The organism is Marivita sp. NO-S04 (genome assembly GCF_059070475.1).
In genome coordinates this window covers 3,460,891-3,481,436 of the sequence record NZ_CM180980.1, presented here as the reverse complement: position 1 = coordinate 3,481,436, position 20,546 = coordinate 3,460,891, and the positions used below count along the sequence as shown (strand labels likewise).

The 20,546-nt window shown below is 58.8% G+C and carries 20 protein-coding genes; 10 read left to right on the top strand and 10 right to left on the bottom strand.

What is annotated here, in order from left to right; all coding sequences use genetic code 11:
* The first annotated feature begins 98 nt into the window (after positions 1-98).
* The 3 genes from ACK3EW_RS17725 to ACK3EW_RS17715 all read left to right on the top strand — a co-directional run bounded on the left by ACK3EW_RS17725 (position 99) and on the right by ACK3EW_RS17715 (position 2,213).
* Positions 99-587, top strand: a complete 489-nt coding sequence (locus tag ACK3EW_RS17725; RefSeq protein WP_493807209.1) for a twin-arginine translocation pathway signal — start codon at positions 99-101, stop codon at positions 585-587.
* 14 nt (positions 588-601) lie between these two features.
* The gene (locus tag ACK3EW_RS17720; RefSeq protein ID WP_493807208.1) at positions 602-1,186 is read left to right on the top strand and encodes a ferric reductase-like transmembrane domain-containing protein; all 585 of its coding nucleotides are present in this window, start codon (positions 602-604) and stop codon (positions 1,184-1,186) included.
* A 94-nt stretch (positions 1,187-1,280) separates the two neighbouring features.
* The gene (locus ACK3EW_RS17715; RefSeq protein ID WP_493807207.1) at positions 1,281-2,213 is read left to right on the top strand and encodes an aldose epimerase family protein; all 933 of its coding nucleotides are present in this window, start codon (positions 1,281-1,283) and stop codon (positions 2,211-2,213) included.
* Between the two features lie 108 nt (positions 2,214-2,321).
* Here ACK3EW_RS17715 and cueR read toward each other — a convergent pair whose 3' ends face one another.
* The 7 genes from cueR to ACK3EW_RS17680 form a co-directional block, all read right to left on the bottom strand.
* Positions 2,322-2,714: a Cu(I)-responsive transcriptional regulator gene (gene cueR, locus ACK3EW_RS17710; RefSeq protein WP_439119132.1), complete on the bottom strand. Its 393-nt coding sequence runs from the start codon at positions 2,712-2,714 to the stop codon at positions 2,322-2,324.
* Positions 2,711-5,167 carry a heavy metal translocating P-type ATPase gene (locus tag ACK3EW_RS17705; RefSeq protein ID WP_493807206.1) on the bottom strand — a complete coding sequence of 819 codons (2,457 nt, stop codon included), beginning with the start codon at positions 5,165-5,167 and terminating at the stop codon, positions 2,711-2,713. Before ACK3EW_RS17705 ends, cueR begins: the two co-directional genes overlap by 4 nt.
* Before the next feature lie 95 nt (positions 5,168-5,262).
* Complete coding sequence (locus ACK3EW_RS17700) at positions 5,263-5,715, bottom strand: hypothetical protein (protein WP_493807205.1); 453 nt, start codon at positions 5,713-5,715, stop codon at positions 5,263-5,265.
* A gap of 205 nt (positions 5,716-5,920) precedes the next feature.
* Positions 5,921-7,108 (bottom strand): dual-specificity RNA methyltransferase RlmN, encoded by a 1,188-nt coding sequence (gene rlmN, locus ACK3EW_RS17695; protein ID WP_493807204.1) that lies wholly within the window; start codon positions 7,106-7,108, stop codon positions 5,921-5,923.
* Positions 7,109-7,199: 91 nt separating this feature from the next.
* Positions 7,200-8,243, bottom strand: coding sequence for a permease (locus ACK3EW_RS17690; protein WP_493807203.1), 1,044 nt, complete (start codon positions 8,241-8,243; stop codon positions 7,200-7,202).
* 16 nt (positions 8,244-8,259) lie between these two features.
* Positions 8,260-8,577: an ArsR/SmtB family transcription factor gene (locus ACK3EW_RS17685; protein WP_493807202.1), complete on the bottom strand. Its 318-nt coding sequence runs from the start codon at positions 8,575-8,577 to the stop codon at positions 8,260-8,262.
* Positions 8,578-8,691: 114 nt separating this feature from the next.
* Positions 8,692-9,225 (bottom strand): invasion associated locus B family protein, encoded by a 534-nt coding sequence (locus ACK3EW_RS17680; protein ID WP_085627735.1) that lies wholly within the window; start codon positions 9,223-9,225, stop codon positions 8,692-8,694.
* A 173-nt stretch (positions 9,226-9,398) separates the two neighbouring features.
* Here ACK3EW_RS17680 and ACK3EW_RS17675 point away from each other — a divergent pair, with 173 nt between their 5' ends.
* The gene (locus tag ACK3EW_RS17675) at positions 9,399-10,397 is read left to right on the top strand and encodes an asparaginase (RefSeq protein WP_493807201.1); all 999 of its coding nucleotides are present in this window, start codon (positions 9,399-9,401) and stop codon (positions 10,395-10,397) included.
* On the opposite strand, the gene serB is transcribed toward ACK3EW_RS17675, so the two are convergent.
* Positions 10,369-11,259, bottom strand: a complete 891-nt coding sequence (gene serB, locus ACK3EW_RS17670; RefSeq protein WP_493807200.1) for a phosphoserine phosphatase SerB — start codon at positions 11,257-11,259, stop codon at positions 10,369-10,371. The two genes, ACK3EW_RS17675 and serB, sit on opposite strands and share 29 nt — an antisense overlap.
* Before the next feature lie 297 nt (positions 11,260-11,556).
* On the opposite strand from serB, the gene ACK3EW_RS17665 reads away from it, so the two are divergent.
* The 3 genes from ACK3EW_RS17665 (at position 11,557) to ACK3EW_RS17655 (ending at position 15,212) form a co-directional block, all read left to right on the top strand.
* Positions 11,557-12,711, top strand: coding sequence for a phosphoserine transaminase (locus ACK3EW_RS17665; protein WP_493807199.1), 1,155 nt, complete (start codon positions 11,557-11,559; stop codon positions 12,709-12,711).
* Between the two features lie 98 nt (positions 12,712-12,809).
* Entirely contained in the window at positions 12,810-14,405 is a 1,596-nt protein-coding gene (gene serA / locus ACK3EW_RS17660) for a phosphoglycerate dehydrogenase (RefSeq protein ID WP_493807198.1), read from the top strand.
* A 69-nt stretch (positions 14,406-14,474) separates the two neighbouring features.
* Positions 14,475-15,212 (top strand): metallophosphoesterase family protein, encoded by a 738-nt coding sequence (locus tag ACK3EW_RS17655; protein ID WP_493807197.1) that lies wholly within the window; start codon positions 14,475-14,477, stop codon positions 15,210-15,212.
* Here ACK3EW_RS17655 and ACK3EW_RS17650 read toward each other — a convergent pair.
* On the bottom strand, positions 15,199-16,209 hold the full coding sequence (locus ACK3EW_RS17650; RefSeq protein WP_493807196.1) for a cytochrome d ubiquinol oxidase subunit II: 1,011 nt from the start codon (positions 16,207-16,209) through the stop codon (positions 15,199-15,201). The two genes, ACK3EW_RS17655 and ACK3EW_RS17650, sit on opposite strands and share 14 nt — an antisense overlap.
* Positions 16,210-16,212: 3 nt before the next feature.
* A complete protein-coding gene (locus tag ACK3EW_RS17645) occupies positions 16,213-17,598 on the bottom strand; it encodes a cytochrome ubiquinol oxidase subunit I (RefSeq protein ID WP_493807195.1) in 1,386 nt (461 codons plus the stop codon).
* Positions 17,599-17,908: 310 nt separating this feature from the next.
* On the opposite strand from ACK3EW_RS17645, the gene ACK3EW_RS17640 reads away from it, so the two are divergent.
* The 3 genes from ACK3EW_RS17640 to smpB all read left to right on the top strand — a co-directional run bounded on the left by ACK3EW_RS17640 (position 17,909) and on the right by smpB (position 20,516).
* The gene (locus tag ACK3EW_RS17640) at positions 17,909-18,343 is read left to right on the top strand and encodes a universal stress protein (RefSeq protein ID WP_493807194.1); all 435 of its coding nucleotides are present in this window, start codon (positions 17,909-17,911) and stop codon (positions 18,341-18,343) included.
* A gap of 20 nt (positions 18,344-18,363) precedes the next feature.
* Complete coding sequence (locus ACK3EW_RS17635) at positions 18,364-19,908, top strand: alanine/glycine:cation symporter family protein (RefSeq protein ID WP_493807193.1); 1,545 nt, start codon at positions 18,364-18,366, stop codon at positions 19,906-19,908.
* A gap of 134 nt (positions 19,909-20,042) precedes the next feature.
* Complete coding sequence (smpB, locus tag ACK3EW_RS17630) at positions 20,043-20,516, top strand: SsrA-binding protein SmpB (RefSeq protein ID WP_439119117.1); 474 nt, start codon at positions 20,043-20,045, stop codon at positions 20,514-20,516.
* The last annotated feature ends 30 nt before the right edge of the window (positions 20,517-20,546 follow it).

Below are 20,546 nucleotides of genomic sequence, written 5' to 3'. Positions count from 1 at the left end.
GAAAGCGGAATATCATTTGGTAAGATCGCGCAAACACAACACCGGGCGGTGAGGCTGTGTTGCGCCTCATGATTGTTCGGATGCAAAGGAGGTTCGTCATGACCATTTCAAGTCTCACGCGGCGGTCCGTGGTAACCACTGCTGCTGCGGCGCTGTTCACAACCGGGTCGGGTTTGCTGGTTCCTGCAAGAGCCAAAGGGATTGCGCCGACACCGACCATGCGGGGTGGGTCCAACAATTATCGCCCAGGTGCACCTATCGTTGCTCGGATTGGTGGTGGCGGGTTCTGGATGACCGGCACGGTGCGTCGGGCCGAGGATGGAGCGCCACTCGAAGGTCAGCGTATCCAAATCTGGGCGCATACCACCGAAGGCCATGAACGTGATTGGCACAGCCACGGCGCAACGCTGACGGATGCGAACGGAGAATTCCGGCTGGAAATGCCGCAAATCGTTCCAGCCTTTGGCCAAGCGCACGGGCATCTGGCCTATGATGGGGACGCATTCAAAACTGTCTTTCTGCGTCCTGTCATGGCCAGTTTGCGCGACACCAGCCTGCGTGCGGATTTCGTCTTGCAACCAGTCTGACGGGGGCTGACACCATGTCCCGGCCTCGCGCGGTGTTGATCTGGATCGCGGTCGCGACAGCGCTGTTGGTGCCGTTTGGCTTTGCCGTCTCAAGCCCCCTGCTTCAATGGCGTGACCCGGTTTATATCGGGTCCGGGATTGCAGGTGTGATGGCCATGGGGCTGTTGCTGATGCAGCCTTTGTTGGTCGGGGGATACTTGCCCGGTTTCAAGGGTATCTCCGGACGGCGATTACATCGCGGCGTAGGAGCTTTGCTTGTCGGGCTGGTGATCATCCATGTGGCTGGACTTTGGATTACCAGCCCGCCCGATGTCATCGACGCGCTGTTGTTCATGTCGCCCACGCCGTTCTCTATCTGGGGTGTGATCGCAATGTGGGCTGTGTTTGCAGCGGCGTTGATCGGGGCGCTGCGGCACCGGATGGGACAGCGATTGCGACTTTGGCGCCTTCTGCATACCTCTCTTGTCAGTATCATTGCCATTGGGACGGCCCTGCATGCTCTGCAAATTGACGGCACAATGGAGCCGATCTCGAAAGGACTCCTCACAGCGTTGGTTCTAGGTGTCTTAATTTGGGTGATCCTTGATCGCCGGATATAGGTTCTTTTTCCCTTGGTGCGCCGAAAGTAATACGGGTCAATCTGGGATTGACCGCAATCGGCTGGCCCTGTCAGGTGACACCAAAGGAGGCACCATGGAGCAGATCACATCCCATGTTCTGCGTGATGCAGACACCGAAGTGACAGTGCTTTCGATGGGTTGCGCGGTGATGGATTGGCGTGTTGCAGACCGTCCCTTTGTTCTGGGTTACGCAGAGCCCGAGCATTACAGGCAAAACCCGGCGTCGATGGGCGCGGTGTGCGGGCGCGTGGTCAACCGGATTTCCGGGGCTCGGTTCGACCTAAACGGTGTCAGCTATGACCTGCCAGCCAATGCGTCGCCGCATCATCTGCATGGCGGCCCGGGTGGGCTTGGCCGGTGCAACTGGCGTATGTCACCGGATGGAGACCGCGCGGTGGAATTCCGATTGCTCTCGACAGACGGGGATCAGGGCTACCCCGGAAATGTGGCGTTCCGCGTGGTGCTGCGTCTCAGGGGTGGGTGTCTGACATGGGATATGGAAGGTGTGCCGGATCGCATGACGCCGATCAATCTAGCACAGCATGTTTACTTTAATCTTGCAGGCCACGGCACCGTTGCCGAGCATTATGTGCGGGTAGCGGCGGACCGTTACACACCCACGGCCCCGGAACTTGTGCCTTTGGGCACGATCGAGCCAGTGAAGGGGACGGCGTATGATTTCCGTCGCCCGGTGCGACTTGGGGATGGTGACGGGTGGGATGGGAACCTTGTCTTGACGTCCAACGCCGATCCCGCGGCTGAAGTGACAGTCCCGGGTGGGCTTGCGCTGCGGCTGTGGACGGATCGTCCAGGGTTGCAGGTCTACACGTCAAACAGCTTGGCGCGGCACTTGCCGGAAGGACCGGGGGCGGCGCATGGGCGTTTTGCCGGTCTGTGTCTTGAGGCACAGGACTTGCCGAACGCGGTGAACGTGCCTGCATTCCCGTCGATCCTCTGTACTCCGGAGGCACCATACAAGCAGATGACATCTATCGAAATCCGCTAGGAAACATCCAGCTCTACGTCGACACTGCGCATTTCCATTGGTCAAAAGCCGCCCGTGGCGACCACATGTTGCTCTTTCACCCGACTGTTCTTTTGGGGCGGTGTCGTATCAGTGCTGCCCAGTGGCCAGATCGCTCAGGATCGGGCAATCGGGCCGATTGTCCCCGGCGCAGCTTTGCACAAGGTTCGAAAGCGTATCACGCATGGATTCCAATTGCGTGATTTTGTCTTCGATCTTGGCCAAGTGCGCTTGTGCGAGGTCTTTCACATCGGCACTCGCGCGCGTGTCATCCTCGTAGAGCGCGAGCAATGTGCGGCAGTCCTCGATGGTGAACCCCAACGTGCGTGCACGTCCGAGAAAGGCCAGCTTGTGCAGATCGCTTTCTCGGAACACTCGATATCCGTTGGTATCCCGCAACGGCGTGATGAGCCCGATATCTTCATAATACCGAATGGTCTTTGGGGGCAGTCCAGCCTTTTGGGCAACATCTCCGATGTTCATGCTGGGACCTCCGCGTAAGTGACGGACGCCGAGTCGTCCTGCACCAGTGCGATGTTACGCAGACGCAGGGCATTGGTCAGGACGAACACGGAACTCAGCGCCATCGCACCCGCGCCCAGCATCGGCGACAGCAGGATGCCAAACGCCGGATACAGCACACCTGCAGCCACCGGGATCAGCGCGGTGTTATAGGCAAAGGCCCAGAACAGGTTCTGCCGGATATTGCGCATGGTCTGTTTTGACACGTCCACTGCATTCACCACACCAGACACCCGACCCGAGGACAGAACGATGTCCGCCGCCTCGATGGCGACATCGGTGCCTGTGCCGATGGCCAGGCCGATATCGGCTTCGGCAAGGGCCGGGGCGTCATTGATGCCATCGCCCACGAAGGCGACCGCACCAAAGCGGCTGCGCAGATCCTTGATGGCGTCGACCTTGCCATCCGGGCGCACGCCTGCAGTGACGTGGTCGATGCCCAGTTGACGGGCGATGGCATTGGCGGCGGCTGGATTGTCGCCCGAGATCATCGCCACTTTGAGGCCAGCTGTGTGCAGCGCGTCGATGGCAGGCTTTGCGCTGGGCTTGATTTGGTCTGCCACCGCAAAGACAGCCACGGCCTGCCCACCCTGTGCGAGGCAGACGAGGCTGTGCCCGTTATCTGCAAACCGCGCGATTGCTGCTTGCAGCGGTGTCGTGTCCACACCGTTTTCCGTGAGGTGACGCTCGGAACCGACAAGTAACTTGTGATCCCCCAGTGACGCGATCAGCCCATAGCCGGGAACCGTTTCGCTGTCTTTAACAGAGGGGAGGTCGCCGGGGACAGAGGCAAGGATGGCGCGCCCTACAGGGTGATCTGATCCCTGTTCAACCGCAGCCACAAGGCGCAGCGCGTCGGCGGCTTCTGTGCCGGGCACGGTGTATTGGTCGACAAGGCTTGGGCGTCCTTCGGTCAGGGTACCGGTCTTGTCGAATGCCACTACAGTGGCGCTGTCGAGGCGTTGAAGCGCGTCTCCTTTGCGGAAGAGCACACCAAGCTCAGCCGCGCGGCCGGTGCCCACCATAATCGAGGTGGGCGTCGCAAGGCCCATTGCGCAGGGACAGGCAATGATCAGGACGGCCACCCCGGAAACCAGCGCGTAGCCCAGTGATGGCTGCGGGCCGAAAGTCAGCCACACAACAATGGTGAGCGCCGCGATGCCCAATACGACAGGCACAAAAATGCGAACTACAGTATCGGCCAGCGCCTGAATCGGCAATTTCGCACCCTGCGCGGTTTGCACCATGTCGATGATCCGGGCCAGAACGGTGTTTGAGCCGACCGCCGTCGCGCGATAGGTCAATGCCTTTCGCCCATTGATGGTCCCGCCGGTCACGACGTCGTCGGTGGTCTTGGCCACGGGCACAGGCTCTCCGGTGATCATGGACTCGTCAACATAGGATTCTCCGTCGATCACCATGCCGTCGACGGCAATACGTCCGCCGGGGCGCACCATGATCACATCGCCAACTGCGACATCGGCAAGCGGCACTTCGACAAAATCTCCGTCCCGCGACAGCAGCACGGTGTCAGGCCGCAGTTCGATCAGATGGCGGATGGCAGCGCCGGTGCGCCCCTTAGCGCGGGCCTCCATCCAACGGCCAGCGAGGATCAGAGTAACGATCACACCCGCCGCTTCGAAGTAGACCGCGCGGGTGCCCTCGGGCAAAAGCGCAGGTGCAAAGGTGGCGATGGTGGAATAGCTCCATGCGGCCAGCGTGCCGAGGGCGACAAGACTGTTCATGTCGGGGCTGCCCTTGGCCAACAGCGGCAGTCCGATGCGGAAGAACCGTCGACCCGGCCATGCCAAAACCAGCGTGATGAGCAGGAATTGCAACACCCAGAAGCTCTGCATCCCGAGGCTGCCCATGATCGCATGGTGTAGCGGCGGGTAGAGGTGGCCACCCATTTCTGTCAGGAAGACAGGCAGCGTGAGTGCTGCGGCGATCAAGGTGTCGCGGCGCAGGGGAGCGATTTCGGAATGCCGCTCTGCCGGGGTGTCGTTGTCGACTGGCCGCGCCGGATATCCGGCATCGGTTACCGTCTGGGCAAGCGCTTCGATTGTTACTGCGCCATCCAGAACACGCACGCTTGCGGTCTGTGTGGCGAGGTTCACGTTGGCCGTCAGAACACCCGGTACGGCCTCAAGCGCGCGTTCGACACGGCCGGTGCAGGAGGCACAGGTCATGCCTTCGATGGACAGACTGTGAGTCGTTTCGCGGGCGGGGTAGCCCGCAGTCTTGAGCGCGGCGCGCAGGGTGTCAGGCGAGGCGGTCCCTGTGACCTGCGCAATGTGATTGGCGATGTTGACTGATGCTTCGGTCACGCCGGGGGCAGCCGCCAATGCACGCTCGGCGCGGCCTGCACAGCCTGCGCAGCTCATGTTGTCGACGGCGAAACGAAGCGTGGTCATGTGTGAATCCTTGTGGTTCAAGGATCAGATAGGGCTTCCAGTCGCTGGAAGGTCAAGGGGACAGATCAAGAAATCATGCGGCAGGAGCTTGACGCCTAGTTCAACGGGCTTTTTGCAACTGGTGCAAAAATCCGCGCCCGGCATTCTTCGCACAAGAGCGGCAGGCCAAACCGCGACGCCGCGCAGAGCAGCGGAAGAAGAGCATTGGGGGCTACGAGAAACCCAGCCTCGGCCAATGCGGTGTCGCGCCTCTGTTCGGTTGACGCCATGACAAACCGTGCCAAGGCTGCTTCGTCAGGCGTCATACCCTTGGTCTCCATGGGCATGATCGTCAGAGGGCGCCAGCTGTGTTTTGCGAGCAATTGAAGCATCTGTTCGAACGCTTGCAGACACGATCTGGCGCGGGCGTCGCCCAAGGAGGTTTGCAGGTCTTCCCACATCGCTGATTGCGCGTCCAAATTGGTGTTCCATGCACGCAGCAGCGCGATCACACGCATTTCGGCGGATCGCAGGTCATCATCCGGCAGAAGAATGTGCGAGTGGTGCATGGTTGACCCTTGTTGGACCCTGGTGGCATAATATCCAATTAAAATAATCAGGAATATTCTTAGATAGGATAAAGAACCTCGGGTGATCAAGGCCATTGATGGGACTTTGGGTCAAAAAGACGAGCTTACGCCTGATTTGGCCATGCAAATGGTCAATTCTTCAGTCGACACCGGAAGTGCCCATCACAAAGCAAAGCTCTTGGGCTTAGGAAGTCCCGCTCTCTGCTGCGATCTGTGCCTTGCTTTTGCGTTCGCGTTCCGTCGCGGATTTCAACTGGCCACAGGCTGCCATGATGTCCTCGCCGCGCGGGGTGCGGATGGGGGACGCGTAGCCTGCCTTGTAGATGATGTCGGCAAAGGATTCGATCCGGCTCCAGTCCGAGCGCTGGTAAGGTGCCCCGGGCCATTCGTTGAACGGGATCAGGTTGATCTTGGCCGGAATGCCCGAAATCAGCTTAACCAGACGGCGGGCGTCTTCGTCGCTGTCGTTCACGTCCTTGAGCATCACGTATTCAAAGGTGATGCGTTCGGAGTTCGATTTCTTCGGATATTCGCGCAGGGTGTCCAGCAGCGTTTCGATGTTCCATCGTTTGTTGATCGGAACCAGTCTGTCACGCACCTCGTCTGTCGTGGCGTGGAAGCTGACCGCCAGCAGGCATCCGATTTCCTCGGCGGTTTTGGCGATCTCCGGCACGACGCCAGACGTGGACAGCGTGATGCGGCGGCGGGACAGGGCGATGCCTTCGCCATCCATCGCGATCTTCATCGCATCGCGCACGTTGTCGAAATTGTAGAGCGGTTCACCCATACCCATCAGCACGATGTTCGACAAAAGGCGTGGGCCGTTCTCGCCGGTGCCGATACCGGGTTCGGGCCATTCGCCCAAATCATCGCGCGCGAGCATGACCTGCCCGATGATCTCTCCGGCGGTCAGATTGCGTACCAGTTTCTGCGTACCGGTGTGGCAGAAGGAACAGGTGAGTGTGCAGCCTACCTGGGACGAGATGCATAGCGTGCCACGATCGGTTTCAGGAATGTAGACCACCTCGACCTCGTGCCCGCCTGCAATGCGGACAAGGTATTTGCGCGTGCCGTCTGCCGAGACCTGTTTGGACACGATCTCCGGTAGAGCGATTTCGAAATGGTCGTCCAGTTCGGCGCGGTAGGCCTTGGCGAGGTTCGTCATCGCGTGGAAATCGCGCACGCCCCACTGGTAGACCCATTGCCAGATCTGGTTGACCCGCATCTTGGACTGCTTTTCCGGCGTGCCCATGGAGACCAGTGCCTCGCGTAGCTTGTCGCGGGTCAGTCCGACAATATTCGTTTTGCCCCCCTCCGGCATCTTGCGCGGGATGGTCAGAACGTCTTGCGTGATCGGTGCAGAGCCGGTCATTGGGTCAGCCTTTCTCGAAAAGAGATGGGCCACATATAGGATTCTTTGGGCTTTGCCAAAGGGGAATGCGAATGAAGGCTCTTGCAAGAGCCTAGATCATCGTCCAGCCCTGATAGGCCAAACCGATGAGAAATGCGCCACCAAGCGATATTGCGATGTAGAGCGTAAACACCCGGGGCTTCACCAGAGCCCAGACCGCAATGGCGGCGGGCAGGGACGTGACGCCCCCAGCGACAAGGAAGGCAAGGCCGGCACCGGACGCCATGCCCTGTTCCATCAACCCACTGATCAGCGGCAGCGCGGCATAGCCGTTCAGGTAGGCGGGCACACCGACCACCGTTGCGATCGCAATCGGACCAATCCCGGTGCCACCCAGAACGGACGTAATGGTTTCCGCAGGGATATAGGCCAGCATCAGGCTTTCCAACAAAAAGGCCAAGGTCAGCCATTGGGCAAGGAAGAGCGTTGTCTTCATTGCCTCCTTGCCAAATTTCTCGATCCGTTCGGAGTGCTCCCAAAAACGCCAGACCACAGGCTTGGGATTGCGGATCTTGGCCGACCCGCAGCCGCCATTTCCAACACCTTCGCGCAAGGCATCATGCAGGATTTGACTGCCGCCCAAGGCCAGCACGATATAGCCACCCGCCACGCCAAGTCCGATTGCCGCCAGTGTCTTGGCAACTGCGAATTCAAACCCAAGCACACCCGAGGTCAGCAAGAACATCGACGGGTCCATCACTGGCGATGCCAGCCAGAAGGCCATCACAGCGGATAACGGAACACCCATCGTCAAAAGAGCTGCGATCAGGGGAATTACGCCACAAGAACAAAAGGGGGACAGCCCGCCCGCCAGTGCTGCGAGAAAGATCATCAGTGCTGGTGATCCAGTAAAGGCACGGGCGATCAGGTTGTCCGCCCCTGTCGCCACAGCCCAAGCTGCAATCCCGATGGACAACAGAAGGTAGGGGCCGGTTTTCATAAGCGACTGCACCACAAAGCCAAGGCTGTCTTCGGCTTGACTGGCTGAGACCAATGCAACGATTAACAGCAGAATAGCAGACGTGATCCAAACCTTTTGTTTCTTGACCGCAAGCCAGATCGGGTTCGGGGGTGCGTTAGATGAGAGGTCAGCCATTCTCGATGTCCTTGAGCTATGCAGCGGTGTTGGATGTGTTGGTTGCGAACCCTGTGCAGCATTCCTCTGAAAGGAACCCGATCAGGCCGTTCATCCTGTCAAAATCGACTGTGTTGATCACTTCGCGCCCTTGGCGTGTCTGCGTTACCAATCCGCCTTCGACGAGCATCTTGAGGTGATGCGCCTGCGTCGAGGCAGGTAGGCCAAGATGTTCGGCGATCTGGCTCACCGTCAGCCCGGAATGCCCCGCCTTGACCAGAACGCGGAATATCTGAAGCCGGGCTTCGTGGCCCAAGGCAGAAAGAGAGCGGGCGTGATGTTGAGTCTGATTCATGAAACCATAAAACTAGAAATATAGTTTTATGGCAAGTGAAATTCATGCGGCACGAAAAAAGGCCAGACAGATTTGCCCGGCCTTTACATCATTTGGGTCAGTCGCAACGTCCGTTTAACCGCTTGCGCATCGCTTCTCGGCGTCTTCGACCGCAGCGGTAAAGCCCAAGAGCGAGAATGTGTCTTTGGTTGTGGTCCCACGCGCAGAACGCGCTGTGAGAACCGCATCAGCGCCGCGTTTCATTGCGGTGACGATCTTGGAATCGTCCTGCGGCGTTGCGGGCCATGCCCATTCACCTTCGGTGAACAGCTCGAACTCCGTACCGCTGATGTTGACGTTTACCGTCGACCCTGGTGCAAACGGGTAGCCACCTGTGAAAGCAACCTGACCCTGCACTTCGGCTCCGGGTCGGTAGAAGACCATCAGGAGGATCTCACCACGGGTCACGGCAACAACGCGGCCATCCTTGGTGTTCACGCTTTCTTTGTAAGTCGTGACCGCCCAGCATTCCCGTGGTTCTTGCCCTTCGAACACGCTCCAGTCGGTGATGGCGTTAACGCGGTTTGTACTCGTTTCCTGCGCCACGCCCGCACTTGCCGCCACCAGCGCGACTGCACCGATCACCGCTCCGCCAATCCATGAATTCATGCGTCCAGCCTCCAGACTGTCCTTAGCCTCAACTCGTTTGTCCGCCACAGTATGGGGTTTGCCCCGCTTATGTCACTGCAACTTTGCCCTCGACGGCGTGAGAATAGCCTGATTTATGAGGATCTTTAAAGCCCAATTGGCAGTTTTTTGCCCACGCACGAAGGAGCGAACCCATGGCACACCCCGTGTCGCTGGCCGAGGTCTGGCGCGGTCCATTTCTTGAAAGCCATCACAGCGGCCATGCCGTGATCTGCGATGGGTCTGGACAGATCGTTTCGGCGTGGGGTGATCCCGATGCGGTCGTGCTGCCACGCAGTTCGTCGAAGATGATCCAGGCGCTGCCCCTGCTGACGTCTGGCGCCGCCGATGCGCGGGGTTTGACGACCGAGCAATTGGCGTTGTCGTGCGCGTCGCATCAGGGCGCTGCGATTCATGTGGACCGGGTGAACCGTTGGCTGACTGATCTGGGGCTGAACGATGATGCGCTGTGTTGTGGCCCGCAAGTGAGTCGCGACACCGATCTGAAGATCGAGATGATCCGTGCACATGAGTCGCCCTGCCGCGTGCACAACAATTGTTCCGGCAAACATGCGGGCTTCCTGACGCTGACCCAGCATCTTGGCGCGGGCCCGAACTATGTCGATCCTGAGCATGCCGTTCAGAAAGCCTGCCTTGAGGCGTTCGAGACGGTGACGGATCAGACCAGCCCAGGGTTTGGGATCGACGGTTGTTCCGCGCCGAACTTTGCCACCACGATGCATGGTATGGCGCGGGCAATGGCGTGGTTTGCGACTGCCGCACAACGGTCAGATACGATGAGCACCGCTGGGGCCCGTCTGGTAGAAGCGATGCATACGCATCCAGAGCTGGTCGCGGGAGAGGGCCGTGCCTGCACGCGTTTGATGCGGGTTTCCAAGGAACCTGTCGCTCTCAAGACTGGGGCCGAAGGTTACTTTATCGCGATACTGCCGACGCGCGGATTGGGTGTGGCGGTCAAGGCGGCGGACGGCGCGACCCGGGCTGCGGAGTGTGCTATTGCGGCGATCCTTGTGAAGCTGGATGTGCTGGATGCCGATCACCCTGAGGTCAAGGCGTTCCTGTCCCCGACCATTCACAATTGGGACGGGCTGGTGACCGGAGAGATCAGGCCAGCGCCGGCACTTCTGGTGTAACGAAATCGTCCTTGCTGTAGCCTTGCAAGAAGAGAAGGGCAGTCAGATCGCCATGGTTGATGCGCAGCTTGGCCTGCGCCTGCACGCTGGGTTTGGCGTGCAGCGCCACGCCTGCGCCTGCCCGCTGCAACATGCCAAGGTCATTGGCCCCATCGCCGACTGCCAGAACATCGGCATCGATGATGCCCAGACGGGAAGTGATCTCTTCCAGAGCGGTGACCTTGGCTTCACGCCCAAGGATCGGACGACCGACTTCGCCTGACAACGTGCCGCTTTCAACCAGCAGCGTGTTTGCGCGGTTTTCGTCAAAACCAAGCGTTGCAGCGACGCGCGCGGTGAACGCTGTAAAGCCACCAGACACAAGAGCCGCATAGGCTCCGTGTGCTTTCATCGTTGCCAGAAAAGCAGGCCCGCCGGGCATGAGGGTGATGCGAGTGGCCAGAACATCGCCGATCACGCTCTCTGGCAAACCTTTGAGTAGACGAACCCGTTCGATCAACGCGCCTTCGAAATCCAGTTCGCCATTCATGGCCCGCGCGGTGATCGCTTTCACATGCGCGCCGACACCCGCCACCTCGGCCAGTTCGTCGATGCATTCCTGTTGGATCATGGTGCTGTCCATGTCGGCCAGCAACATCTTCTTGCGCCGATTCGCGCTGGGCTGGATCGCCAGATCAACGCCCTGATCCTGAAGCGCCGTCCAACTGGACTCGGCCGTGTCGGGCACCAAGGGAATGTCGAATTCCGCCGCCTCGTCCGGTGAAAGCCAAACCAGATCACCGCCGCCCCAGGCATTGCGCAGCACTTCGGGAAGAGCAGGATCAAGCTGTCCCGGACGGGCAATCAACGTGGCGGTGAACATAAAAGCACTCCAAGCAAGGTTTGCCGCGATGTATCGACGGCTCGTCAAAAAGGCCAGATGGAAGAACCGCACAACTGCCCCCTTCTTGTTCCAAATACGCTCTGCGTGCCGCGCCCGATGCCGCCGGACTTGTGAAACAGGACCAAGTTTCCGATCCGCAACGCGCGTTTCGTGCGGAACTTCAAATGCGTCACATTGGTCGCATTTTCCGACTTGCGCGGCGTGCGAGGCCCGCATAAACGCAGCAGCGGGACACCCCTCCCCAACGAGGGGCGCTTATCTGGAAGGATAGCATCAATGGCTATTGCACAACCGGCAACGCGGCCGGCTAACCCGCGTTTTTCTTCTGGCCCCTGTGCCAAACCCCCCGTTTTCAAACTCGACAACCTCGCTGACGCGCCGCTGGGCCGGTCGCACCGCGCTGCTGTCGGTAAGGCCAAGCTGAAAGCCGCGATCGAAGAGACGCGCGACCTGCTTGGGGTGCCCGCCGATTACCGCATCGGCATCGTTCCCGCGTCCGACACCGGCGCGGTCGAGATGGCCATGTGGTCGCTGCTGGGCGCCCGCAAAGCCACGATGGTCGCTTGGGAATCCTTTGGTGCTGGCTGGGTCACGGATGTGGTCAAGCAGCTTAAGATAGACGCCGAGGTGAAAACCGCCGAGTACGGTCAAATCGTCGATATGGCTGTGATCGATTACGACACCGATGTCGTCTTCACATGGAACGGCACCACCTCGGGTGTGCGGATGCCCAACGGCGATTCCATTCCGGCGGACCGCGAAGGCCTGACGATCTGCGACGCCACATCGGCGGCGTTTGCGCAGGATTTGCCTTGGGACAAGTTGGATGTGACCACCTTCTCTTGGCAGAAGGTTCTGGGCGGCGAAGCGGCGCATGGCATGCTGATCCTAAGCCCGCGCGCGGTCGAACGGCTTGAGTCGTACACACCCTCGTGGCCAATGCCGAAAATCTTCCGCATGACCAAAGGCGGCAAGCTTATCGAAGGCATCTTTGTCGGCGAAACCATCAACACACCGTCGATGCTGGCGGTTGAAGATTACCTGCAAGCGCTTGACTGGGCGCGGTCGGTCGGCGGCCTCAAAGGCTTGATGGCGCGGGCAGATGCCAATGCGAAAGCTGTCTGGGATTTCTGCGAGGCGAATGACTGGATTGCGAACCTTGCGGATGATCCCGCCACGCGCTCCAATACCTCGGTCTGTCTGAAGTTCACCGATGACCGGATCACCGATGGTGCGGCTTTTGCCAAGGCCGTCGCCAAGCGGCTTGAAGCCGAAGGTGTGGCGCTGGACATCGGCGCGTATCGTGATGCGCCTGCTGGTCTGCGCATCTGGTGTGGTGGCACGGTCGAAACTGCGGACATCGAAGCGATGCTGCCGTGGCTTGATTGGGCCTTCCACGCCGAGATCGAGGCGCTGGCCAAAGCAGCCTGATATCATGCGGTGCGCGCCCGCGCGCACCCTTTCCCATCATTCCCTGTAGGGTGCGTGATCCCACGCACCTTTCCCCGATATTCAAAAGGACCACTGACATGGCCCCTCGTGTACTCATCTCTGACAAACTCTCCGACGCTGCCGTTCAGATCTTCAAGGACCGTGGCATCGAGGTCGATTTCCAGCCCAATCTGGGTAAAGACAAAGACAAGCTGGCCGAAGTGATCGGTCAGTATGACGGGCTGGCGATACGCTCGGCCACCAAGGTCACGCCGACGATCCTCGGGAATGCGACCAATCTCAAAGTGATCGGCCGCGCCGGGATTGGCACCGACAATGTCGACAAGGAAGCCGCCTCCAAGAAAGGCGTGATCGTGATGAACACGCCCTTCGGCAACATGATCACCACTGCCGAACATGCCATTGCAATGATGTTCGCCTGCGCGCGTCAGATCTCAGAGGCCTCTGCTTCGACCCATGCGGGGAAGTGGGAAAAGTCCAAATTCATGGGCGTTGAGCTGACCGGCAAGACGCTTGGCGTGATAGGTGCAGGCAATATTGGTGGCATCGTTTGCGACCGCGCTCGCGGTCTGAAGATGAAGGTCATCGCCTACGATCCCTTCTTGGGCGAAGAGAAGGCAAAGCAGATGCAGGTTGAAAAGGTCGAACTGGACGATCTGCTCAAGCGCGCCGATTTCATCACGCTGCACGTGCCGCTGACCGACCAGACCCGCAACATCCTGTCTGCCGAAAACCTTGCCAAAACCAAGAAGGGTGTGCGGATCATCAACTGCGCCCGTGGCGGTTTGGTAGATGAAGCCGCGTTGGCAGAGCTTTTGAAATCCGGCCATGTCGCAGGTGCGGCGTTTGACGTGTTCAGCGAAGAACCGGCGACAGAGAACCCGCTGTTCAATCTGCCCAACGTTGTCTGCACCCCGCATCTTGGTGCCGCCACAACCGAAGCGCAGGAAAACGTCGCCCTTCAAGTGGCCGAGCAAATGGCCAACTACCTGCTGACCGGGGCTGTGGAAAACGCGCTCAATATGCCGTCGGTGACGGCTGAGGAAGCCAAGATCATGGGCCCGTGGATCAAGCTTGCGGATCACCTTGGCAGCTTTATCGGCCAGATGACCGACGAGCCGATCAAGGCGATCAACATCCTCTATGATGGTTCGGTGTCCGAGATGAACCTCGAGGCGCTGAACTGCTCGGCCATTGCGGGCATCATGAAGCGGGTCAACCCGGATGTGAACATGGTCAGCGCACCGCTCATCGCCAAAGAGCGTGGCATCAAGATCAGCACGACCAACCAGGCGAAATCCGGTGCGTTTGACGGCTATGTGAAGGTGACTGTGGTGACGTCCGAGCGGGAACGTTCGATTGCGGGCACGGTCTTCAGCGATGGCAAACCGCGCTTCATCCAGATCAAAGGCATCAATATCGACGCCGAGATCGGCCAGCACATGATCTACACCACCAACGAAGATGTGCCGGGCATCATCGGGACGCTGGGCATGACCCTGGGCCAGAACAGCGTCAACATTGCGAACTTCACATTGGGTCGCTCGGTTGCCAAGGGCGAGGCGATTGCCTTGCTCTATGTGGACGAGCCGGTGCCCGCCAATGTGGTAGACAAGCTCAAGGCGACAGGATTGTTCCGGCAGGTCAAGCCGTTGCAGTTCGACGTCGCCTGACGCGGACGCCTTACTTAATTGGGGGCGGTTCTGATTGCGCCGCTCCCGACCACATGCGACATACCGCGCATGACACAAACCTTATACGCCATTGGCGATATTCATGGCCAACTCGGCATGCTGGAAACTGCCCTGGCGCAAATAGATGCCGATGGTGGACGCAATGCGCGGGTTGTTTTTCTAGGTGATTATGTTGATCGGGGGCCGGACAGCAAAGGTGTGATCGACACGCTTGTGCGCGGACTAGCGGACGGGCGCGACTGGGTGTGCCTCAAGGGCAATCATGACCGGTTCTTTGAATGGTATCTTGATCCCGACGGTCCGCGCTTTGACCCGCATTTGTTGGTGGGCTATCATTGGTTTCACCCGGCGATTGGTGGCACGGAAACCATCGCCTCTTATGATGTCTACTTGCCTGACCGCATTCGCAAAACCGATCTTGCAGAGCTTTTGCACGCGGCTGTACCCGACACACACAAAGCGTTTCTGCGGGGGTTGAAAACGGCACATCACCAAGACGGACGCTTCTTTGCACACGCGGGTATCCGCCCCGGCGTGCCTCTGGACCAGCAGGCCGAGAATGATCTTCTTTGGATTCGGCAAGAATTTCACAGTGACAAACGAGATCACGGCGCTTTGGTTGTGCATGGTCACACACCAGTGGACGCGCCAGAGCGCTACGCCAACCGGATCAATCTGGACACCGGTGCAGGATACGGGCGCCCGCTAACCGTTGCCGGGTTCGAGGGCGAAGACGTCTTTATCCTGACCGCCAAGGGGCGCCAGCATCTGCCTAGTCGTAGCTGAGCGCCGTCGCCTTTCCCCGGAACACCGTATAGGCCAGCGCAGTGTAGCCAAGGATCATCGGCAGAACGAACAGGGTTCCGATCAGGATGATGAACAGGCTTTCGGGTGCACTTGCGGCTTCGTAGATGGTCAGCTGGTCGGGGACGATGAACGGGTAGAACGAATAGGCCATCCCGAAAAAGCCCAGTACAAACAGAACGATGGTAGCCGCGAACGGAAACCACGCAAAGCTGTCATCGCTGGTGGGCAGGCGGCGCAGAGCCAGCCACAAAAGGACGATCAATGCACCTGACATCAGGGGCAGCGGCAACAGCAAGAAGAACTCGGGCATGGAGAACCATTTGTCGAAAATACGTTCGCTCACAAACGGCGACGCCAGAGACACCGCGCCCATGCCCAGAACAACACCCCAGATGCCGCCCTTAGACCACGCCACGGCTTTCAATTGCAGCGCGCCTTCGGTTTTCAGGATCAGCCAGGTTGCACCGATAAAGCTGTAGGCGACGGTCAGGAAAACGGCGGTCACCGCCGAAAAGGTCAGAGTGAACGCGGTTACCTCAAGCCCCATGATATACATGCCCAGCATGTACCCTTGGCTGAGCGAGGTCATCATCGAGCCGATGTAGAATGCTCCATCCCATGCTTTTTTATGATGGGCAGGTGCCTTTACCCTGAATTCGAACGATACACCCCTCAGGATCAACCCGACCAGCATCACCGCCACCGGCAGGTAAAGCGCGGTCAGGATGGTGCCGTGTGCCGTTGGGAAAGCGACCAGCAGGATACCGATAGCCAGAACCAGCCAGGTTTCATTGGCATCCCAGAACGGGCCGATGGAGGCAACCATGCGGTCCTTTTCATCCTTCTCGGCGAAGGGGAACAAGACCCCAACGCCCAGATCGAACCCGTCGAGAACAACATAGATGAGAATGGACAGTCCTAGCAGAGCGGCAAAAGCCAAGGGCAGCCAAGTGGCGGGGTCTCCGAACAGATACATGGGTTACTCCGCCGCAACAGTGACTTGAGCTTCGGACGCGCTTGGAACGCGCGACCCAAGCGGTTCGCCATTGGCGGCCTTGCGCGCAAGGTAGAAAAGCACGCCGATATAGGCTGCAAGCAATGCCGCATAGATCGCGAGATAGACGATCAGCGTAGATGCGACCATGGGAGCAGGTACATCGGCCACGGCGGCCTCAGTGGTCAGAACGCCTTGAACAAGCCAAGGCTGGCGGCCGATCTCGGTTGTGTACCAACCGGCCAAAGTAGCAACCCAGCCCGAGAACGCCATTGGAACCATCGCCAAGAGCAGCGGCTTTGGCAGGCCTTCGACACCGCGCTTCTTGCGGGCCATGAAGAACACGCTCGCCCAACTGAGCAGAAGCATTGCCATGCCGGTTGCCACCATGATGCGGAAGCTAAAGAACACGGGTGCTACCGGTGGATGCTGTATGGTGCCGTCTTCCAGAACAAAATCGTTGAGACCCGGCACAACGCCATCTGGCGAATGCTTGAGAATGAGCGACGCCCCGTTCGGAATCGCGATTTCAAAATCGGTCGAGCGGGTTTCCTCATTTGGAATGCCGAACAGAACCAGCGGCACATTCGGCCCGGTTTCCCAGTTGCCTTCCATCGCAGCCACTTTCTGCGGCTGATGCTCCAGCGTGTTCAATCCGTGGAAATCGCCTGCGAGAATTTGCAGCGGGATCAGAACGGCACCTATGGTCATACCCGTTTTGAGTGTCGCGCGGACACCTTTCGACCGGTCGCCGATCAGCCAGCGGAACGCGCTCAGACCGGCCAGTAGGAAGGCCACGGTCAGGCCAGAGGCGAGCAGCATGTGCACGAGGCGATACGGCATGGACGGATTGAAGATGATCGCCCACCAATCGGTCGCAAAGGCCACGCCATCGCGCATCTCGAACCCGGCTGGGGTGTGCATCCAGCTGTTCAGGACAAGAATCCAGAACGCCGACATGGTGGTGCCGAATGCCACAAGGAAGGTGGATAGGGTGTGCAACCAGCTTGGCACCTTGGACATGCCGAAAAGCATGATCCCCAAGAACACCGCTTCGAGAAAGAAGGCGGTCATCACCTCGTAAGCCAAGAGAGGCCCGGCGATGTTGCCGACGCTTTCCATAAAGCCCGGCCAGTTGGTGCCGAATTGGAACGACATGGTGATGCCAGACACCACGCCCATCGCAAAGCTGAGCGCAAAGACCTTGACCCAGAAGCGATAGGCTTCGACCCATTTCTGGTCACCGGTTCGCGCAAAGCGCAGCTTGAAGAAAAGCAGAACCCAACCCAGTGCGATCGTGATCGTTGGGAACAGGATGTGGAACGAAATATTGGCACCAAACTGGATGCGAGAGAGGATGAGAGTGTCCATGATTGACCATCCTTTGAAACACGTTTTTCTGTTAGTTGGTAAGATAGGTCGCAGATGCAGGTTTCCCCTCGCCTGCGACAGCATTGCGCACCGGAAGTGACAACAGCGTTCACAGGCCTCTCTCCCAAGGGTTGTAAAGTGCGGATAATTCCTGCGATTCGGGACAATTTTGCGCAAATAAGCTGATTTGGGGCAGATCTTTGCAGCGTTTACCGCCCTTGAACAATGAATTGAGGCAAATGGCCTTTGCTGTAGGTGGTAGATTGTCGGCACCGGCGTTGAGACCGGGAACGCTCCAAAGGGGGACACTATGTCTGAGAAATTCGTCGTTGGATACGACGGCAGCGATGTTGCGAAACGTGCGCTTGATTTCGCCGTGTCGCGGGCCACTGCCCAAGGTGGAAGTATCCTTATTGTTCACGTGCTGGAATGGTCGCCGTATTCCTTTCTGACACCCGAAGAGATCGAAGAACGCCATGCCCGCCGCACAGAAGAATTAGATCGCGCGGAAAAGGCGCTGATGGCACCGCTTAAGTCCACGATCGCCGCAGCTGGCGTTCCCGTGGAAACCCAAATCAAATATGGTCACGTTGCCAAGACGCTGTGCGAAGTCGCCAAGAAAGAGGGCGCAACGCAGATGGTCATCGGCCGCGATGGCGATGGCGGTCTGTCGAGCCGCGTGTTTGGCTCGGTCGCCGGGTCACTAGTTCAGGTCGCCCCAGTGCCCTGCACAATCGTTCCATAACCGCATAGGGAATTTAACAGATGACACGTCTTTTTCCGACGGCGGTTCTGGCCGTCTTTTTCAGTCTCTTCGCGGCGCTATCGGCCTCGGCCCAATCCATCGACGAAACGATCAACAGCATCTTCGCCAGTTCGACCGGCTGGTTCGTAAACCTGATCTTCAGCAACTTTCCCGGTACCAGTTTTCCGTGGATCGTCGGCTGGCTGGTGGTCGCCGCAACAGTCTTCACTGTCTATTTCGGTGTAATTCAGTTCCGGGCCTTCGGTCATGCCATCGCGCTGGTCAAAGGGGACTACTCTGATCCGAACGACGCGGGTGAGGTCAGCCACTTTCAGGCGCTGGCAACCGCGTTGTCTGGCACCGTGGGTCTGGGCAATATCGCCGGTGTGGCCGTTGCCATCGGCATTGGCGGGCCGGGGGCAACGTTCTGGATGATCCTTGCCGGCTTGCTGGGCATGGCGTCCAAGTTCACGGAATGTACGTTGGGCGTGAAATACCGCAATGAATACCCCAACGGCACCGTGTCCGGTGGTCCTATGTATTACCTGACCAAGGGCTTTGCAGAGCGTGGCATGCCGGGGGGCAAATTCCTTGCGATCATGTTCTCGATCTTCTGTATCCTAGGCGCGCTGGGCGGCGGTAACATGTTCCAGGCCAATCAGGCTCATGCGCAGTTGACCAACGTGTTCGGCGAATACCCCGGCTGGATCACGGGTATCGTTTTTGCGGGTATCGTGTTTGCTGTGATCGTCGGTGGCCTCAAGTCTATCGCCCGCGTCACAGAAAAAGTCGTGCCGATCATGGGGATCATCTATGTCGGCACAGCGCTGATCATCATCCTGATGAACTATGACAAGATCGGTTGGGCCATCGGTCAGATCTTCGCCGGGGCCTTTACCGGGCTTGGCGTGGCTGGCGGGCTTGTTGGCGCGCTGATCCAGGGCTTCCGGCGTGCCGCTTTCTCGAATGAGGCGGGTGTGGGGTCTGCGGCAATTGCCCACTCGGCGGTCCGCACGAAAGAGCCGATCACAGAAGGCTTCGTGTCCCTGCTGGAGCCGCTGATCGACACTGTGATCGTCTGTACCATGACGGCGCTGGTGATCATCATCACCGGTCAGTTGATCTCGGATCCGAACACCGGGCTTTATGTGCTGAACGAAGCCGGTACCGCGATCCAGACCGTGGGGGACAATTCCGGTGTGGCACTGACCTCGGCGGCGTTCTCGTCGTCCATCGGGGGCTTCAAATACATCCTTGCCCTGGCGGTTATCCTGTTTGCCTTCTCCACCATGATCTCGTGGTCCTATTACGGGCTGAAGGCGTGGACCTATCTCTTTGGCGAAGGCAAGGCGCAGGAGCTGACCTTCAAGTCGATCTTCTGCCTCTTCGTCGTGATCGGCGCATCGGCCAGCCTTGGCCCGGTGATCGACTTTTCGGATGCGGCGATCTTTGCGATGGCGGTGGTCAATATCATCGGCCTTTACGTTCTGATGCCCATCGTGAAGCGCGAACTGAACAGCTATTGGTCGCGTCTCAAGTCAGGTGAGATCAAGAAGTTTAGCTGATCCGCGTGACGAAACCAAAATGCGAAAGGGCGGGCTGCAAGGTCCGCCCTTTTCTGTGATCTGTGCAAAAGCGGTTTCAAAAACTGCGCGACATCTTATATCTAGCGCTCTCGCGGGCAAAGGAGACCGCAGCGATGGCCAAGCCGAAGGACAACCCTAACTACAAGGTGATCGCCGACAACCGTCGGGCGCGGTTCGACTATGCCATCGAGGACGATCTCGAGGTGGGCATTATGCTCCAAGGCTCAGAGGTGAAATCGCTGCGCGAGAATAGTGCCAATATCACCGAATGTTATGCGGCCGTCGAAGACGGAGAGTTGTGGCTCGTGAATTCTTATATCGCGCCCTACAATCGCGCGATGTTCCCGCACGAAGAACGCCGCCGCCGCAAGCTTTTGGTGTCGCGCAAGGAATTGTCGCGGCTGTGGAACGAGACCCAGCGCAAAGGCATGACGCTTGTGCCTATGGTGCTCTACTTCAATCACAAAGGCATGGTGAAGATGAAGCTGGGCATCGCGAAGGGTAAGAAAAACCATGACAAGCGCGAGACCGAAGCCAAACGGGATTGGGGCCGTCAGAAGCAGCGTCTCCTGAAGAACGCAGGCTAGCGCCGAGGCGGCTTTCCCTTGTCGCATCAT

Excerpts from the sequence above, each read along its gene's own strand:
- ACK3EW_RS17725 (WP_493807209.1), top strand. The coding sequence starts at position 99 with ATGACCATTTCAAGTCTCACGCGGCGGTCCGTGGTAACCACTGCTGCT.
- ACK3EW_RS17720 (WP_493807208.1), top strand. The coding sequence starts at position 602 with ATGTCCCGGCCTCGCGCGGTGTTGATCTGGATCGCGGTCGCGACAGCG.
- ACK3EW_RS17715 (WP_493807207.1), top strand. The coding sequence starts at position 1,281 with ATGGAGCAGATCACATCCCATGTTCTGCGTGATGCAGACACCGAAGTG.
- cueR (WP_439119132.1), bottom strand. The coding sequence starts at position 2,714 with ATGAACATCGGAGATGTTGCCCAAAAGGCTGGACTGCCCCCAAAGACC.
- ACK3EW_RS17705 (WP_493807206.1), bottom strand. The coding sequence starts at position 5,167 with ATGACCACGCTTCGTTTCGCCGTCGACAACATGAGCTGCGCAGGCTGT.
- ACK3EW_RS17700 (WP_493807205.1), bottom strand. The coding sequence starts at position 5,715 with ATGCACCACTCGCACATTCTTCTGCCGGATGATGACCTGCGATCCGCC.
- rlmN (WP_493807204.1), bottom strand. The coding sequence starts at position 7,108 with ATGACCGGCTCTGCACCGATCACGCAAGACGTTCTGACCATCCCGCGC.
- ACK3EW_RS17690 (WP_493807203.1), bottom strand. The coding sequence starts at position 8,243 with ATGGCTGACCTCTCATCTAACGCACCCCCGAACCCGATCTGGCTTGCG.
- ACK3EW_RS17685 (WP_493807202.1), bottom strand. The coding sequence starts at position 8,577 with ATGAATCAGACTCAACATCACGCCCGCTCTCTTTCTGCCTTGGGCCAC.
- ACK3EW_RS17680 (WP_085627735.1), bottom strand. The coding sequence starts at position 9,225 with ATGAATTCATGGATTGGCGGAGCGGTGATCGGTGCAGTCGCGCTGGTG.
- ACK3EW_RS17675 (WP_493807201.1), top strand. The coding sequence starts at position 9,399 with ATGGCACACCCCGTGTCGCTGGCCGAGGTCTGGCGCGGTCCATTTCTT.
- serB (WP_493807200.1), bottom strand. The coding sequence starts at position 11,259 with ATGTTCACCGCCACGTTGATTGCCCGTCCGGGACAGCTTGATCCTGCT.
- ACK3EW_RS17665 (WP_493807199.1), top strand. The coding sequence starts at position 11,557 with ATGGCTATTGCACAACCGGCAACGCGGCCGGCTAACCCGCGTTTTTCT.
- serA (WP_493807198.1), top strand. The coding sequence starts at position 12,810 with ATGGCCCCTCGTGTACTCATCTCTGACAAACTCTCCGACGCTGCCGTT.
- ACK3EW_RS17655 (WP_493807197.1), top strand. The coding sequence starts at position 14,475 with ATGACACAAACCTTATACGCCATTGGCGATATTCATGGCCAACTCGGC.
- ACK3EW_RS17650 (WP_493807196.1), bottom strand. The coding sequence starts at position 16,209 with ATGTATCTGTTCGGAGACCCCGCCACTTGGCTGCCCTTGGCTTTTGCC.
- ACK3EW_RS17645 (WP_493807195.1), bottom strand. The coding sequence starts at position 17,598 with ATGGACACTCTCATCCTCTCTCGCATCCAGTTTGGTGCCAATATTTCG.
- ACK3EW_RS17640 (WP_493807194.1), top strand. The coding sequence starts at position 17,909 with ATGTCTGAGAAATTCGTCGTTGGATACGACGGCAGCGATGTTGCGAAA.
- ACK3EW_RS17635 (WP_493807193.1), top strand. The coding sequence starts at position 18,364 with ATGACACGTCTTTTTCCGACGGCGGTTCTGGCCGTCTTTTTCAGTCTC.
- smpB (WP_439119117.1), top strand. The coding sequence starts at position 20,043 with ATGGCCAAGCCGAAGGACAACCCTAACTACAAGGTGATCGCCGACAAC.